We start from the raw sequence: 15766 nt of genomic DNA on the forward strand, positions 1-15766 counted from the left end.
AGAGAGTAAAACTTAGTAGGATTTGCGACAAAAAGTTGATGCTATCTGCATTATTATCCTTGACAATAATGCAGATAGTTTTTATTTTTTAAGCAAAGCGTTTACCTGCTCAATGAGCTCATCGTCTTGTACAGGTTTACCCAAGAACGCATTCACACCCAACTCTTTAGCAACGTTACGATGTTTTTCGGCGGTACGTGAGCTGATGACGATTAATGGAATATTCGCAGTCTTATCATTATCCCGCACATGGCGTGAGAACTCGAAACCATCCATGCGAGGCATTTCAATATCCGTCAAAATGATATCCGGCGTGATGAGCTGCAATTTTTGTATCGCATCCATACCATCATTCGCGGTAATCACTTCAAAGTCTTCACGCTCCAATACACGAGAAAGCACTTTACGCATAGTAAGTGAGTCATCTACTACCAATGCTACTTTCTTCACAGCTTCAGCAATAGGTGCAAACGTCGTTACTTTAATTGCGCCGATCGAAAGCGCTTCGCGGTTAGCTAACTGCACTGGGTTAATCACCAATACAATCACTCCGTCACCTAGTACCGTAGCACCAATCATACCTGGCACGCGCGCGAGCTGCGTACCAATCTGCTTCATCACAACCTCTTGGTTGCCGATAATTTCATCTACATGCAAGGCAGTGCGATAGGTACCGCTGCGTAATAAAACGACTGGCGTATAAGTATGTTGTTGTGCTACATGGTCAACATCACCAATAAGCTTAGATAAATAATGTAATGGATAATCACGCCCTGCCCAGTTTACGTTGTGTGCTTGGTAGGCGCTCAATAAGTCGCCCTGCTTGAGTTTTTGCACTTGCTCCACCATCACAGATGGAATCGCAAACATTTTATTACCCACGCGCGCCATGATCACTTGCGCAACTGAAAGTGTAACGGGTAAGTAAACGTTAAACATTGCGCCCATGCCAGTAACATTACTCACATCAATACGGCCACTCAAAGCAGCAATATCGCTACGTACCGCATCCAAACCAACACCACGTCCTGCAATTTGCGAGACACTGTCAGCGGTTGAGAATCCCGGTTCAAAAATAACTGCCATTAATGCTTGGTCCGACACTTCTTGGTTAGCGCTTAACAATCCTCTTTCAATGGCCTTTTGTTTTACCTTGGCAAGGTTAATACCGGCGCCATCGTCGGTCACAACGAGTGTGATTTCATCATTTTCCAAGCTGACTTTTAACTTGATTTGACCTGCTTCTGGTTTGCCAAGCTTCTTGCGCTCATCTGTAGACTCAAGACCGTGCGCCACAGCATTACGTAACAAATGCTCTAAGGGTGCGCCCATCTTATCTAGCACGCCACGGTCTAGCTCGATATTCTCGCCCTCGATGACCATTTCAACGCGTTTATTCAACTCTCTTGCAGTTTGTCGAACGATACGTTGTAAGCGCTCCGATATAGTGGCAAATGGCAGCATACGAACGCCCATCAAGCCTTGTTGTAGCTCACGATTCATTCGGTTTTGCTGTTGCAAAGCCGCATCAGTCTGATCTAAGTTAAGTACCAAACCATGTTGAATTGTCGCAACGTCGTTAACGCTCTCGGCCATCATACGGGTGAGTTCTTGTAGGCGCGTAAATCGGTCAAACTCTAGCGGGTCGAATGTTTCATTAGCCTCTTGCAACAAGCTCATACGGGACTGCATCTGCGTTTCAGCTTCAATTTCCAGCTCACGTAAGTAAGCACGCATTCTGCTGATACTATCGGTTAAATCTGATGAAGACTGCTTGAAGCTTTGCATTTCTCGATCCATTCGAGAACGCATAATTGAAACCTCGCCAGCTTCATTAATCAATCTATCTAGCACGTCGGCACGCATACGTAAGAATTGTGACTTACGTTCGACTGAACGCGTTGGCACAGTGACTGTTGCAGCCACGTCTTCATCTTGGGCAGAAACCTTCACGTCACCGGTAATGTCTTCCAGCATGTAGCCGATATGGTCGAATTCGACAAACATTTCATCAAAGTCATCAGCCGTGGCTTTATGGCGCAAGGCGTGAATCACGCGGTCTTCCATTTTATGCACGCTATCGCCAATATTGCTTTGCCCAGCCATACGTGCACTACCTTTTAGAGTATGTAAAGCGCGTTGTAATGAATCTGGGTATTCGGCCTCATGTGGATTAGCTCGCCAGCCACGTAAATCTCGGCCGACTTGCGGTACTAGCTCGCGTGCCTCTTCAACAAACAAACCAAGCAACTCTTGATCTACTGCCAACTCTTTTAGCTGGGTAACTGGAATATCAGCTAACAATGCATCATTCACTAGTGATGGAATAGCTTCAGTATGCTGCTGTAGCTCTTGTATAGCTTCAGCGATTTCATTTTCATTCACCACTGGTGCAATATCAGTTTCAATGATTTCCTCTTCGACCTGAACCGCTTCTTTAGGTAAACTTTCCTTTGTTTTACGTTTTTTAGCTGATTTACTGATAGCCTCTGCTTGGTGCTCAAGCACGGCAGCTTCAGCTTGTTGTGTCGCGATTGCCTGCATTGCCGCAGTAGATTCACTTAATGCAATCACTAATGCACGTGTTGATTTTGGATTTTTAAGCACTTTTGCTTTTTCCAAACCATCCGCCAAGGCTTTAACTACATTGCCATATAGGGCGATATGCTGCTCAGTCCACTCACCAATATGTTCATCTAACCAATGCTCTAAACCACGTGCTAAATCACCCGTTGGATTAAAGCCTGCGGTGAGCGCATTGCTGCCTAATGTATGTGCTGCACGACAGCTATCGTTGGTAGGCAAGTCTGTTGAATTAACAACCAAAGCTTTTTGAGCTTCAATCAAGGTTTCCAAATGTTGCTGCGCTTCAGCTAAGAATATATTAAAGAACGTCTTGCTTAATGTCCTTGTACCACCAATGAGCACTTCTTCTTTTTGCGGTTTTGGCTTATTCACAGCTAAATCATGTTCAAGCTCTGATTCAAGTTCAGTAGCGCGTTGTTGGAACGGGCTAGGATCTAAAGTAACAACCTGATTTTTCTGCAGCTCTGCAACCCAACCAGCAAATTCCGCACTGACATTCTCAAAAAAAGCCAATTGCTTAGCTGTTGGAAACGCTTTACGCTCCATCACTAAATTGAGCAGCTTTTCAACAGACCAAGCCACTTCACTCATACCGACCAAGCCCACCGTGCGGCCACTGCCTTTAAGTGTGTGGTAAGCACGACGCACTTCTACCAAGGCTTCGCTTTCGGTTGGATTGACTCGTAAAGTTTGTAGGTGTTGTGCCAGACTGGCTAAAACCTCTTCAGCTTCAGTTAAGAATATATCTTGAAGCTCATCATCAACTGCTTTGTCTGTTACGGCTTGATGTGCCTTAGCCTCTGAATCTATCACAGTGGTTTCAATCGCTACATTAGCAGTTTCTAATACTTCAACAACGTCACTTGAAGGCACTTCATTTTCGACTAGCGCATTGTTATCAACCAAGGGATTAAATGCTTTTGCACCTTGTTCTAACCGTATCAAGGCGCCAGATAATGCAGATTCAGACTCAGCTCTAATATTTGGCAGCTCTTCCGCGTACAGCCCTAGCATACTCAAACTTTCAGCCACCAGCTCAAACTGTGAATTGCGACCATCGTCGTCAGAATGAACTTTAAAATGCTCAACATAGATTGAGGCAAGTCGTGCGATGGATTTTGGTACCGGCATTTCCAGCATATCGAACGCTGCTGCTACTTGCTGCAATGGTTTTGTGGTTTCATCTAAAACAGCAACATTTGCAGAGTTTCTGAAATAGGTATCAAGTGCTTTCTCAGCATGTTGCAACTCGCTAATGATTTGTTTCGCGACAGCTTCGGTCACGTTCGCATCTAAATGCTCACTTGCAAAAGCATCAACGGCTGGCGCAAGTGCTTTGCCTTTAATAATAGATTGTAAGCGTGATGTCTGCGTGGTGATTTTTTGATCAGCCTCTGCATCCAGCTGTTGGTAGTACTCGCCTATGTACTCAAGCAAATTAAGCGATGCTGCTACCTCAATAAATGCACTTTCATTGATTTTAGCTTTATCTTCTTGCAGTGCTTTTACCGTTGCCTGAATTGCGTTGATAAGCTTAAGTACTTTTTGGTTATTCAGGCTTAACAACACCATAGACAGGTGATTTAACTTATCGGCAAAGCTGTCAAAATCTTCAACAGAATTACTATTGCTAACACTTGCCCATAAATCTTTTAGTGCAGGTAAATCAGCATTGAGTTGAGCAAGTGCTGCCCGTTCTGCAGCCGTTGCAGCGGTCGCACCATGTCGATCACTTGCTGGTAAGAAATCATCCAACTCAAACAATTCTTTTACACGCCCGATTTCGTCAGTACTGGTATCACTCACGGCCACGTAATAAAGCAAGTTGCGTAATAGCTGAGATGGTGCTTTCAAATCGCCTAGAGACATATTGCGTAACTGCTGGTCTATCCTGCTGCATAGCTTTCTTGCGCCAGCTTGCTCAGCCACAGGGCTTTGCGCTAAAGCGTCAGTAAATGCAGTTGCGGTCCACCAAAGTGTTTTTAATGCATTTTTTTGTTGTACCTGTTGTACATTCGACATCGCCAAGCGCATCTGATTGAGCGAATTGGCATCTTTGCTACGAAGCCAATCTAGCAGTGCTTTTTGAAAAACTGGGCGCTGCTCAGAAACGAAAATGGGGATTGCCGACTCTTCAATCGGGTTGCTAGGCAAATCTTTGGGTGCGCTATAGCTAGTATCTGGATAAAACAAATCGCTAATATCAAGCGACTCGCCTTGTAGCTCAATCAGTGGGTTTAAACTCTCATAAAGTCTAGTTGGCGTATCTTGCATACCATTTAGCAAGTCTTGCAAGTATCTGGAAAGAGCATCTACAGCCTGCATGAGAGCAGTCATCACGGGCTGGCTAACAGGTATCTGTAGCTTTTCTAGTTTACTAGTAAGTTTTTCAATTTCAGAACAATATCGCTTACAACCCTCAAGACCAACCATATCTAAAGCGCCGCTCACTTGGTATAAATGTGCGGTTGTAAAACGCAAAGTTGCCACTTCGCTAGGCTTGTCCATCACTGCAATGAAACTGTCTTGCACTTTTTTAAGTGACTGATCAATTTCATCTTTTACCCAAGACAACGGGCCAATATCAAATGCTTCAGCCATTATTTGCCCCGATTTTAATTTGCGTTATTCTCATGGAGTTTATTGACATTCCATTACTCTATATTTCACAGCCAAGTAGATACGTACTTTTTATAAAGGCCGTAACGCTTAAAGTTTAAAACCAGCTACAGAAGAACGTAACTCTTCAGCAAGTGATGTCAACTGACCTACAGAATCTGCGGTCAATTGCGTACCTTCTGTCGTTTGTGTTGTAATTTCTTGAATCAGTTGCATATTATTTGCAACCGTTGTTGCGGATTCAGTTTGCGCATTCGTTGCAGCAGAAATTGACTGAATTAATCGCGCCAAGTTATTGGTAACGGTTTCAATTTCCGTCAACGCCTGACCCGCAGCATCGGCAACTCGCGCACCCTCAACCACACCCTCGGTACTCTTCTCCATCGCCACAACCGCGCCGTGTGTATCTGTTTGAATGGTTTTCACAATCGCACTAATTTGCTTAGTCGCTTCAGATGAACGTTCAGCCAAACGCTGAACCTCTTCCGCAACTACTGTAAAGCCTCGCCCTGCCTCACCAGCAGACGCCGCTTGAATCGCAGCGTTCAACGCTAGAATGTTGGTTTGTTCCGTAATATCAGAAATCAACTCCACGATTTCACTAATCTCTTGTGAGCTTTCACCCAAACGTTTAATACGTTTTGAAGTTTCCTGAATTTGTGTACGAATTTCATTCATTCCAGAAATTGTATTCTGTACCGCTTGTGAACCTTGCGAAGCCGCTTCTAATGAGCGCTGCGCCACTTGTGAAGCCTGTGCCGCGTTGCTGGAAACTTGTAGAATAGAACGCGTCATATCAGTAACCGCGTCAGTTGTTTGCATAATTTGGTCTGATTGCGTTTCTGCAGCACTCAATAATTGAGATGATGTACCTTGCGCAACTGAGGTCGCAGAAGTCACCTGCTCTGTCGCACGGTTAATCTCCGTCACCAAATCTCGCAAACTATCAATCGTGTAGTTGATAGAGTCGGCAATCGCACCAGTGATACTATCTCGCACTTGCGCTTTAACGGTTAAGTCACCATCCGCCAAGTCACCCATCTCATCAAGCAGCTGCAGAACGGCCGCTTGGTTATCCTGGCCTTCTTTAGCTAGCTGCTCAGTCAAACCAGATGATTGCTCTACTTGTTTTTTACCAAAGAAGTACATCAAAAGTACGATAACCAAACCGATCAACAACAATAAGAACAATACTAATTTAATAAAGCTACTTTGTGATTCAACTAACGCCTTGTTTTCACTTTGCACTTCAGTAGTAAACGTATTACCAGTTTGCTGCGCCACCTCAAAAGCCGCTGTTAAGTCTGATAATGGCGCAGAAGCCGCCACCGTTCCTAATGGTAGAGATGGAATAAAGCGGGTATGCGCTACTTGGAAGAAGTTTTCACCTGCTTTAATTGTTGCTGTTAGGGAACCCTGCAGCTTTTCATTTTGAATATTTTTTTGCCAGTAGGCAGCACGCTCTTTAAATAAAGTTTCAAATTTCGCAGCATTAGCAATCGCCTTGTCGCGCTTCTCATTATTAAAATTTGTTGAAGCTACATAAGCTTGGTTGTAGAACGCAAACGCATCCACAGGGTAAAGTGGCGGAGGTAGCGCGTCTGCCGCCAAATCTTGGTACTGTTTCAGGTTGTTGTAAACTGGACCGTTCACGCGAACCTGGTTAACTACCCAAAAGCTCAAAGCAGCAAACAATATAAAAGCGACGATTTGAAGATACAACTGCCTAAAACTACCACTCATACCAGCAGCACTAGATGCACCCGAACCGGCACTTTTATTTTTTAGGTTATTAAAGAAACTACCTATTTGTAAAGGCAGATTTTTTACTACCGCAAGATTTAATGCCATTTTGAACCCCAGTTCACAGAATTATTCTGCTTTATAAAAATAATCATCATGCTTTAAATATTTACTAACTCACCACTAACTGATTGTTGGCTGAATAAACACCTTATCCTGAACCAGCGCTTCAACATTCAGCTCAAACCATTCATTTTTATCAACATCTTCATACGAGCTCTCACTCAAGTACGCTGCTTTATTTTTATTGTTTTTATTCGCGGGCTTGCGTTTCATCGCCTCGACACTGCGCAACCCCACCAAGCTATCGATCACCACCGCCACCTGCGTCGTCACTTCGGAGTTAATAAGTACAATACGGTTATTGATAGATTTCGGGGTAGGCGGCAACCCCATAAATTGCGCTAAATCGGTAATGTTATATAAGTTACCACGCACGTTGGCCACACCTAAAAACCATGGCTGGGTTAGTGGAACATGCTGCATTGGCGGTACAGGCAAAACCTCGCTGACCTCATGCAAATTGATAAGCACTCTTTTTGAACCTACGATAACGCCTAAACGAGAGGTGGAAACAGCACCGCCTTTTGCGGTTGCTTCTTTAAGACGCAATAAAATTGCTTCTTGAAATTCTCGTAGGTTGGAGGTTTTGGCCATAATGATGATGTCAACTTATCAATAAAACTGCTTTTACTCTAAAGTTTTAATTAGAGACAACAAGTCAGCACTCACCACAGGCTTAGTCACACAAGCTTTGGCGCCCATCTTTAAAGCCCAAGCTAGATCTGTCGCCTGTGATTTACCTGTACAAAGGATCACTGGAATATGTGCAGTAGCTGCATCTTTAGTCAATGTTCGCGTTACTTGAAAACCTGTTAAGCCCGGCATCACTACATCACACAAAATTAAATCCGGATGTTTTGCAGCTACTTTAGTTAAACACTCTTCACCACTTTCCGCACCAATCACGGTATAACCCGCGGTTTCTAGTAATTCTGTTAAGAAAAATCGATCTGTTGCTGAATCATCTACTACTAAAACTGTTTCAATTGCCATATTTATTCTGCCTCTTGTGGGTTAGCTCTACTGATAGCCGCATAAGTTTGTACTGCGTCTATCAGTGTTTCTTGTGTGAAAGGTTTGGTCAAATATTGGTCGGAACCTACCATGCGGCCGCGCGCGCGATCGAACAATCCATCTTTACTTGAAAGCATGATGACAGGTGTACTTTTGTAGCGAGCGTTTCTTTTAATGAGCGAGCAGGTTTGATAGCCATCGAGCCTAGGCATCATGATGTCTACAAAAATAATATCTGGATGTTCGTTTGAGATTTTGGCTAATGCATCAAATCCATCTTCCGCCAAAATGACTGAGCAACCTGAATTTTTAAGGAATATTTCAGCGCTACGACGTATCGTATTACTATCATCAATAACCATGACTTTGATTGCAGACAGCTGCTCTAAAGTCAGCTTTTGCTGCAATTCCTTACCTTGCTCTTCTTGACTTGGCTTTTTTTGGCTCACCAGCAAGCTCCCTTATTTGTGCGCAGTACTAAAGTTGACTATGTTCAATTGCGCTGATTATTTCTCATTGTATCTACAGAATCATCTAATAAGCAATAGGTTTAACAAACATATGCAATATATTAACTTATATAGGTATTATCAAGTTTTCGTAAAAACAGATATATATAATAAAATTATTACAATTACCCATATGGGTAGCATATAATAATTTGTTAACAATTGTTACAAATTATAACAACTATATTAAAAGTACCATAACAGGTACTTAAAGCTTGATGTTTAAGGCTAAAACTAAAGGGATGAGCATGATAGTAAAACAAGAATCTTTGACAGCTAAAATGACATTAAAAGATCTGCCTGCAGCCTCACCGCTGCCCATGGCAAACTTAGTATTAGTGTTTGGTTCAGTAAAGCGCTTTGGCGACTCTAAGTTGGAGAGCATATTAAAAACACGCTATCCTGCAGCACAGATTATCGGCTGTTCAACTTCAGGCGAAATTTCAGCTGACGGTGTGTTTGATGACAGCTTGCAGATTACTGCCGTGTTGTGGGAAAAAACGATACAGCGTGTGACTCATACCAAGATGACTAGCATGCAAAACTCTTATGAAACAGCGGTCGACCTAGCGCGCCAACTGAAATCTGATGATTTAAAAGCGGTACTAGTTTACTCTGACGGATTAAACGTAAACGGCTCCGAGCTTTTAGAGGGCTTTAAAAGTGTGTTGGGCGATATTCCTCTTATGGGCGGCATGGCTGGCGATGGCTTTAATTTCAGCCAAACTGTGCAAATCTTCAACGAAACCATTTCAAATGGCCTAGTGATTGCAGTTGGTTTGTATGGCAAAAATCTAGTGGCTGCTGCAGGCGTAGGTCGAGGCTGGAAGCCATATGGCCCACCTCGCAAAGTGACTCGATCAGAAAAGAACGTGGTTTTAGAGCTTGATGGCAAACCAGCCCTGCCACTGTACAACATGTACATAGGTGCACAGACTGCAAAAGGCTTGCCAGGGAGCGGCTTAAAATTCCCATTTGCTATCATCGAAGAAGGCAAACGTGATATTGAGAAAATCCGCACACTATTAGCTATCGATAGCGCTAAAAATAGTCTTACTTTTGCGGGCAACGTAGATGAAGGTGAAACTGTACGTTTCTGTCAAGCAACACATGATAGGCTAGTTGAAGGCGCTGGCGATGCGGCACACCTCGTTACCAATCAAATCAGCACTAATCAAACAGGCTTAGCAATCTGTGTGAGCTGCGTTGGCCGTAAAGGTGTGATGGCAGAATTAGTTGTCGACGAGGTCAAACTAGTCAAACAAATCCTAGGCTCTCAAACTGCGATCACCGGCTTCTACTCTTACGGTGAATTTGCACCGCGCCCAGATACTAGTGATAGCGTATTGCATAACCAAACGATGACCATTGGTTATTTAAGTGAAGATCTATTTGCTTAATTTCTGAATTTACCAATAGCAAAAGACCCTATTAAAACAAGGGATTATGCAGGTAATAATTATCAAACGCTCAGTGCAAACTGGGCGTTTTTGTTTTATGATGCTAGGTCTAGCATTTCTATTCAAAACCCATAAAAAGAGGAAAATCATCATGACAAATACAGTCACTTTAAAAGGCGGTCCCGTTGCAATCGGCGGCAACTTTCCACAAAAAGGCCAAACAGCCCCAGACTTTCAACTTGCTGATGCGAAACGCAATTTAGTTGGACTTGATGCATTCACTGGTAAGCGTAAAGTGCTAAACATATTCCCAAGTATTGATACACCAACTTGCGCAATGTCAGTACGTACTTTCAACCAAAAAGCGAGCGGCATGAATAACACGGTTGTTTTGTGCATTTCTGCTGATTTGCCATTCGCACAAAGCCGTTTTTGCGGTGCTGAAGGCATTGAAAACGTGGTTAACTTATCTACATTCCGTGACACAGCGAAATTTTCAAAAGATTACGGCGTGCAAATTTTAGATAGCAGCCTAGCTGGTTTAACAGCGCGCGCTGTTGTGGTACTAGATGAAAATAACAATGTTTTGCATAGTGAATTGGTTTCAGAAATCGCCAATGAACCTAACTATGATGCAGCATTAGCTAGCTTATAGTTCTGTCAGCAAGAAAAAAGCCCAACAATGCTGGGCTTTTTTCTTGCTCTAGTTAAATAAAATATGAATACGCAGTTGGAGCTACCTCTGAGTTAACTCTCCAACTTAACAAAACTTCCCCACTCTTTGTTTACCATTAAACTGCTTAAATCTTGTCCTTTCAGAGACAAGGCATAGCCCAACACGCCACTGCCAATCACCACAAACTCATAGCTACTTACACTGTTATCTACCAGCACTCTCACACTATCTGGCAAAGCAATTGGAGGAACTGCGCCAACCATATAGCCCGTAACTTCTGACACTTCGTCATACTCTGCCATACGCAATTTACGTTCATTTAAATATGCTCGCAATAAACCCCAATCAGCACGCCCACCTCCTGCAACTGCCAATAAAGCGTATTGACCTGACTCAGCTTTAAATACCACACTACGCACCACTGAGTTATGGTCTAAGCCTTTTGTAGTGAGTAGCTCTTCTAAACTGCGCACGGGCTTTTTATCTTCACTAAGCGGAATTTCAATCACATCATAGGCAATATCTTTGGACTGTAATAATGCAGTTACGGCTGAAGTAATATTACTACGCATGCTAACTCCTTAAAATATAAGAAGAAATGAATTATTGGTAATCAGTATATTTTGCATTACTGCCTTTGCATTTTTCTACTGGGTATTTTTTCGCATTCAAGTCTATTTTCTTGTTCGCGGCTTCGATTAAGTCAACGCCACAAACTTCAGCTATTCTAAGTAGATAAACAAATGTATCTGATAGCTCTTGGCCTACTTGCTCTCTAGTTTCGGCATTCAAGTTTTTACTTTCTTGCTCAGTCATCCATTGAAAGTGTTCCACCACCTCGCCTGCTTCAACAATCATCGCCATCGCTAAATTTTTAGGAGAATGAAACTGCGCCCAATCACGCTCTTCAACAAAAGTATTCACTCGCGTTCTAAGTTGATTTAGTGAATCACTCATTAGGCTTATCCTTTCGGTTGCTCCCTGCCACCATTTTAATTTCAAATAATCGACACTCTAAAGAACCATTAAACAATGGTGTACGCTTACTTGGCGTCAAACGCATCAACTTTGGCATGGTTAAATCGTTAGTTAAGAAATAAGTATTCCAACCTGCAAATTTACGTTTTAAAACTTCGCCCATTTTAGGGTAAAGCAGCGCCAAATCATCACCTTCGCCAATACGCACGCCATACGGAGGGTTTGCCACCATCACGCCACTATCAGCTGGTGGAACAACAGCAATCATATCAACGTGAGATAACTGTACCGCTTCTAACAAACCTGCATCTTCCAGATTTTGCTTACTGATGCGCACCGCGCGTAAATCAATATCTGAGCCATAAATCTTTTGAAAAGTCACCTTTTTAACTTTGCTCAATGCTTGGTTTTTAATCTTACTCCAAACTTCGGGCACGAAAGTGTTCAGTTTTTCAAAACCAAAACTTCTTTTGTAGCCTGGTGCCATGTCTAACGCAATCATCGCAGCTTCGAGTAAAAACGTACCGCTGCCACACATTGGATCTAACAAAGGCTGCCCAACTTGCCAGCCAGATAGTTTTAAAATACCAGCCGCCAAGTTCTCGCGCAATGGTGCTTCAATACTTGCGCCGCGATTACCGCGTTGATACAAAGCCGCTCCAGAAGTATCCAAATAGAACTGATATTCGTCAGCCGCCAAGTAGGCGTGAATGCGTACTGCTGGCGTTTTAGTATCAATATAAGGACGACTTCCTACCGCCATTCTAAACTTGTCACACACTGCATCTTTGATTTTTAAGGTGGCAAACTCTAGGCTTTTTAAAGGGCATTTCACGCCAGTCACTTTAACCATGAAGTCATTTTTTACATTAAACCATTGTGGCCAATCAAGTTTGTAGGCGCCTTCAAATAGGTCTTCTTCGTTTAAATATTTACCACGTGCTACTTGCCACAAAATACGTGTAGCAATACGCGAATGCAGGTTTGCCGCATAGCACACCGCCCAGTCGCCATCAAAACTCACGCCACCATCAGTCAGCTTGATTGATTTGGCTTTAACTTCTTGTAACTCATCAGCAAGTAATTGCTCTAAACCACGTGGGCAAGTTGCGAAATAACGATTGGGTATCATAATAAATATTCTTAAATTTAAGTGTTTAAATACTGCTAAGTTAACTAGCCGTTTGTTAGCTGCCTATCGAGACTATGGTAATGCTTAATTGCTACCAGCATCGCCTCTGAGCATCAGCCTTTTTTGGTACACCTGATTATCGTTGCATAGTTTATCGATGAAATCAGAAAACTCTATTTGGTGCTGCGCTTCAAGCGCTTTTGCACGCTCTTGCAGACTGGCTACATTCAGATTACTCGGGGCTTTATTAAAGCCGAACACGACGATATTGCCAGGTTTTCCAGTACGCATCATCAACACCTTTTGCTCAAAACTTTGCTCTATGCGCTGCAAATAAATATCAAAATTCTTATCGCTGCCCCATAGATTGATTACAAATATCCCGTCACCTTTTAAAGTTGCTGAACATTGATCAAAAAAATCTTGGCTGCAAAAATCTGGTGGAATACCGTTGCTATCAAACGCGTCAATCAGCAATACATCAGTGGTATGAATATGCTCAGCCAAATACTGCAAGCCATCGCCCTCAATCACATCAAAATAGTCACCATTTTCTGGCACAAAAAATTGATTACGTGCCATTTGAATGACTTTAGGATTGATCTCAACAATAGTACTTTTAATACCTTGGCAATGTTTGTGCACATACTTTGCGACAGATCCGCCACCCAAGCCGATGGTAAGCATATCTTTAACATTAGTCCTAAACAGTAAAAAGCACATAATGCCACGTGTATATGTGAGCTCCAACGCAAACGGGTCACGTATGCGCATAGCGCTTTGTATGGTGACTGAGCCTAAATGCAATGAGCGCACGCCATCAGTTTCGCTCACATAAACCGTTTCGTCTGCTGCGCTAGTATTGGTGAAATTGCGCATTAAATGTTTAGCGACACGAAACATTATGCAGCCTCAACCTCAACCGTGTCATCTGGAGTAGCTTCGCTGTTATTTGAATCAGGAGTATTCATATCGAGAGTAGCTGAGTCTAAACTATCCAAAGCTTCGATATCTGCATCATCAAAATCCACAGGCGCTGCGGCCTCTTCTAGCACTTTTACAAATTTAGTACGCAGATCCAACATCAGCGTATCAACTTCTTGTACTTGCAAACTCACACGCGTGCCAGGTTTAAGTTCAGGCAAGCCGTAAACTTTAGTCATGTAAGGCATATGATCTAAACGCACTAGATTCTCGCGCCAAACGGTCGCATGAATCTCTTGCTTGTTTTCTTCTAAAAAGCCTTCCTGAATCAAATACTGCAAGCACCAATATCTCTCCATACGCGTTTGGAACTCGCTATATGCCTTGTAAGTTAGCTCAAAATTGCGCATATGTGTTGTGAGTGCGTCGCTATTCTGTGGATAAACAGGCTGATTGTTTTGCACGACACTGATAATTTGGCGTTGATTAATTAAATCCACCGCACGGCGCAAAGGCGACGTGCTCCAAGCATATTGCGCTACACCTAAGCCTTGATGCGGCTCGGCCTTGGTGGTCATATACACTCGACCGCCCATTTGCGCACGATACAAACCTGGCACTTCATGCGATGCCAATAAGGCGCCCCACTGATTGTTAGCCTCTATCATTAACTCAGCCACTAACTTGTCCATAGGCGAACCACGATGGCGGCCAACGATGCTGACTTTGTCATCTGTTACATAAAAGTTATAGTCAACTTGGGGTGGTTTTGTTGGGTCGTATTTACCGCGAGATTTTTCTAATGAAACTGCTAAGTCAAATAAATACAGCAACCTAGCCCAATAGGGATGTCCGCTGTCAGCCTCTAATGTGTTTTCATTAAAAAACGGCTCTAATCTATCGTGGCGTAGATTTTCAGCTACTTTAATCAACTCAACTTTGCTATCACGTTGAATAATTTCTAGCGCTTCATTCACATGCAAGTACAAAGATAAAACTGGTTTAATTTGCCCAGCATCTAAACTGAATGGTCGAATAGCGGTTTCTGGCAGCATTGTAATCTTGTTGCCGGGCATGTACACGGTAGATAAACGCTGCATGACCTCTTTATCCAGTGTGCTATCAACAGCAATACCTAAAGCGGGCGCAGCAATATGAATACCAACGCGAGTGATACCATTGGCTAATTGTTTAATTGAAAACGCATCGTCAATTTCTGTAGTAGTGCTGTCATCGATACTAAAGGCTTCAGCATCAGCCAATGGCAAATCAAAAGTTATATCACTAGCAATCTCTGCTATTTGTTCAGGGGTGAAATCTGTTCCCTTAGCAAAGTATTCGCGTAAAAAAGCACCTAAGTGATAGTCGTGCACAGATGGAATTGCGCCACAGATATGCATTAACTTGAGATGACTTAAGTGCAATGCACTCGCAGCAGCATCTAATGTTTTGTACTCAAAAGCATTTTTATCTGGCTCATAAAGCAACATATCGCGCTTCTGCATCAGCTCTTCGGGCATTTTGTGAGATTTTAAATCTTCTACAAAAGCTGCCATCTTTTCGGCTAATAAGCGCTTTTTCTCAAGTCCAGCCAGTGCAGCCTTCAGTATTTCGGCAGGGGCCGCTTTATAGCGCCCTTTACCTTTACGGTTGAAATACACTGGCGCACTGTGCAGCTTAATCGCAATTGCCGCAGCCTCAACTGGCGTCGGTTTACGGCCATAATAATCAGCGGAAAACTCTTCAAAACCAAACTCAGTTTCGCCGCAACACTCCCATAAAAAATCTAACTCTAGCGTTTCAGCCTCTGTATTAGCAGCTTCCATAAAGCCAGCTAAAGGCGTTTCAAAACGCATCAATACATTACTGGCTTTCACTTTGGTGCGCTTGCCACTAACGGATTCCACCTGCAAAGCGCCTTGCGTTTCGGTCATGATGGAGGCAATTTTAAAACTGCCGTCTTCTTCAAAAAATACGTTCATAAATGCTTATATGCGTTGTTCTAACTAAATTAGTGACATTTTACCTTGTATTAGAGATTTCGCTTTATGTATTAGCTAAT

At 42.9% G+C, this 15766-nt stretch carries 12 protein-coding genes; 2 read left to right on the forward strand and 10 right to left on the reverse strand.

Annotation, left to right across the window (positions count from 1 at the left end):
• Nucleotides 1-81 precede the first annotated feature (81 nt).
• The 5 genes from M301_RS08335 to M301_RS08355 form a co-directional block, all read right to left on the reverse strand.
• Entirely contained in the window at nucleotides 82-5187 is a 5106-nt protein-coding gene (locus M301_RS08335; protein ID WP_013148326.1) for a hybrid sensor histidine kinase/response regulator, read from the reverse strand.
• A gap of 108 nt (nucleotides 5188-5295) precedes the next feature.
• Nucleotides 5296-7056 (reverse strand): methyl-accepting chemotaxis protein, encoded by a 1761-nt coding sequence (locus M301_RS08340; RefSeq protein WP_013148327.1) that lies wholly within the window; start codon nucleotides 7054-7056, stop codon nucleotides 5296-5298.
• Nucleotides 7057-7131: 75 nt separating this feature from the next.
• Nucleotides 7132-7665: a chemotaxis protein CheW gene (locus tag M301_RS08345; RefSeq protein ID WP_013148328.1), complete on the reverse strand. Its 534-nt coding sequence runs from the start codon at nucleotides 7663-7665 to the stop codon at nucleotides 7132-7134.
• Nucleotides 7666-7698: 33 nt separating this feature from the next.
• Nucleotides 7699-8064 carry a response regulator gene (locus tag M301_RS08350; protein WP_013148329.1) on the reverse strand — a complete coding sequence of 122 codons (366 nt, stop codon included), beginning with the start codon at nucleotides 8062-8064 and terminating at the stop codon, nucleotides 7699-7701.
• 2 nt (nucleotides 8065-8066) lie between these two features.
• On the reverse strand, nucleotides 8067-8447 hold the full coding sequence (locus M301_RS08355) for a response regulator (protein ID WP_049770018.1): 381 nt from the start codon (nucleotides 8445-8447) through the stop codon (nucleotides 8067-8069).
• 395 nt (nucleotides 8448-8842) lie between these two features.
• Between M301_RS08355 and M301_RS08360 the strand changes: the two genes are divergently transcribed.
• Nucleotides 8843-9994, forward strand: a complete 1152-nt coding sequence (locus tag M301_RS08360; RefSeq protein ID WP_041359967.1) for an FIST signal transduction protein — start codon at nucleotides 8843-8845, stop codon at nucleotides 9992-9994.
• Nucleotides 9995-10145: 151 nt separating this feature from the next.
• Nucleotides 10146-10649 (forward strand): thiol peroxidase, encoded by a 504-nt coding sequence (tpx, locus tag M301_RS08365; protein ID WP_013148332.1) that lies wholly within the window; start codon nucleotides 10146-10148, stop codon nucleotides 10647-10649.
• Nucleotides 10650-10741: 92 nt separating this feature from the next.
• Here tpx and M301_RS08370 read toward each other — a convergent pair whose 3' ends face one another.
• The 5 genes from M301_RS08370 to M301_RS08390 form a co-directional block, all read right to left on the reverse strand.
• The gene (locus M301_RS08370) at nucleotides 10742-11242 is read right to left on the reverse strand and encodes an aminoacyl-tRNA deacylase (RefSeq protein WP_013148333.1); all 501 of its coding nucleotides are present in this window, start codon (nucleotides 11240-11242) and stop codon (nucleotides 10742-10744) included.
• 31 nt (nucleotides 11243-11273) lie between these two features.
• Complete coding sequence (locus tag M301_RS08375) at nucleotides 11274-11627, reverse strand: nucleotide pyrophosphohydrolase (RefSeq protein WP_013148334.1); 354 nt, start codon at nucleotides 11625-11627, stop codon at nucleotides 11274-11276.
• Nucleotides 11620-12780 (reverse strand): THUMP domain-containing class I SAM-dependent RNA methyltransferase, encoded by a 1161-nt coding sequence (locus M301_RS08380; protein WP_013148335.1) that lies wholly within the window; start codon nucleotides 12778-12780, stop codon nucleotides 11620-11622. Before M301_RS08380 ends, M301_RS08375 begins: the two co-directional genes overlap by 8 nt.
• Nucleotides 12781-12864: 84 nt before the next feature.
• Nucleotides 12865-13683, reverse strand: a complete 819-nt coding sequence (locus M301_RS08385; RefSeq protein ID WP_013148336.1) for a polyamine aminopropyltransferase — start codon at nucleotides 13681-13683, stop codon at nucleotides 12865-12867.
• On the reverse strand, nucleotides 13683-15686 hold the full coding sequence (locus M301_RS08390) for a ribonuclease catalytic domain-containing protein (RefSeq protein ID WP_013148337.1): 2004 nt from the start codon (nucleotides 15684-15686) through the stop codon (nucleotides 13683-13685). Before M301_RS08390 ends, M301_RS08385 begins: the two co-directional genes overlap by 1 nt.
• Nucleotides 15687-15766: the final 80 nt, after the last annotated feature.

This window comes from Methylotenera versatilis 301 (genome assembly GCF_000093025.1).
Taxonomy (GTDB): Bacteria; Pseudomonadota; Gammaproteobacteria; order Burkholderiales; family Methylophilaceae; genus Methylotenera; species Methylotenera versatilis.